1 protein-coding gene is annotated in these 1,512 nt (G+C 64.0%); it reads left to right on the top strand.

Annotated elements, in window-relative coordinates; translation table 11 throughout:
* The coding region (locus tag U4Y91_RS36490) for an Ig-like domain-containing protein (RefSeq protein ID WP_321809113.1) at window positions 1-1,512 on the top strand (1,512 nt) is incomplete at both ends.

Raw genomic sequence — 1,512 nt, 5'->3', positions numbered from 1 at the left:
TCGATGGCGGCCATACCTGGAGCACCAGCTTCAATGCGGTCGAAGGCGTGAACGACGTGCAGGTCCGGCAGACCGACATCGCCGGCAATACGTCGACGGCGACGTCGTTCAGTTTCACGCTCGATACGTCGGCCGCCGCACCGGGCGTGGCGCTCGCCACCGATTCGGGCAGCAGCGCGTCCGATCACGTCACCAATGTCGGCACGCTGAACCTCACCGGTGTCGAAACCGGCGCCACTGTCGAATACTCGATCGACGGCGGTCATACCTGGAATACCAATTTCAGCGCCGTCGAAGGCCTGAACGACGTGCAGGTCCGGCAGACCGACATCGCCGGCAATACGTCGTCGGCGACGTCGTTCAGCTTTACGCTCGACACCTCGGCTGCCGCCCCCGGTGTCGCCCTGACCAGCGATTCGGGCAGCAGTACCTCCGATCACATCACCAACGTCGGCACACTGAACCTCACCGGTGTCGAGACCGGCGCGACCGTCGAATATTCGACCGACGGCGGTCATACCTGGAGCACCAGCTTCAGCGCGGTCGAAGGCCTGAACGACGTGCAGGTCCGGCAGACCGACATCGCGGGCAATACGTCGTCGGCGACGTCGTTCAGCTTCACGCTTGATACCTCGGCGGCTGCCCCCGGTGTCGCCCTGACCACCGATTCCGGCAGCAGCACTGTTGATCACATCACCAACGTCGGCACGCTGAACCTCACCGGTGTCGAGACCGGCGCGACCGTCGAATACTCGACCGACGGCGGTCACACCTGGAACACCAGTTTCAATGCGACCGAAGGCCTGAACAACGTGCAGGTCCGGCAGATCGACGTCGCCGGCAATACGTCGGCGGCGACCTCGTTCAGCTTCACGCTCGACACGTCGGCGGCCGCACCGGGCGTGGCCCTGACCACCGATTCGGGCAGCAGCGCGTCCGATCACGTCACCAACATCGGCACGTTGAACCTCACCGGTGTTGAAACCGGTGCGACCGTCGAATACTCGATCGATGGCGGTCACACCTGGAACACCAATTTCAATGCCACCGAAGGTGTGAACGACGTGCAGGTCCGGCAGACCGACATCGCGGGCAATACGTCGTCGGCGACCTCGTTCAGCTTCACGCTTGATACCTCGGCGGCTGCCCCCGGTGTCGCCCTGACCACCGATTCCGGCAGCAGTGCCTCCGACCACATCACCAACGTCGGCACGTTGAGCCTCACCGGTGTCGAAACCGGCGCCACCGTCGAATACTCGACCGACGGCGGTCATACGTGGAGCACCAGTTTCAGCGCCGTCGAAGGCCTGAACGACGTGCAGGTCCGGCAGACCGACATCGCCGGCAATACGTCGTCGGCGACGTCGTTCAGCTTTACGCTCGATACGTCGGCTGCCGCACCGGGCGTGGCCCTGACCACCGATTCTGGCAGCAGTGCGTCCGACCACGTCACCAACGTCGGCACACTGAACCTCACCGGTGTCGAGACCGGCGCCACCGTCGAATATTCGA

Source organism: Burkholderia sp. BCC1993 (genome assembly GCF_905339865.1).
Taxonomy (GTDB): domain Bacteria; phylum Pseudomonadota; class Gammaproteobacteria; order Burkholderiales; family Burkholderiaceae; genus Burkholderia.
This window is presented reverse-complemented; position numbering and strand designations above follow the sequence as displayed.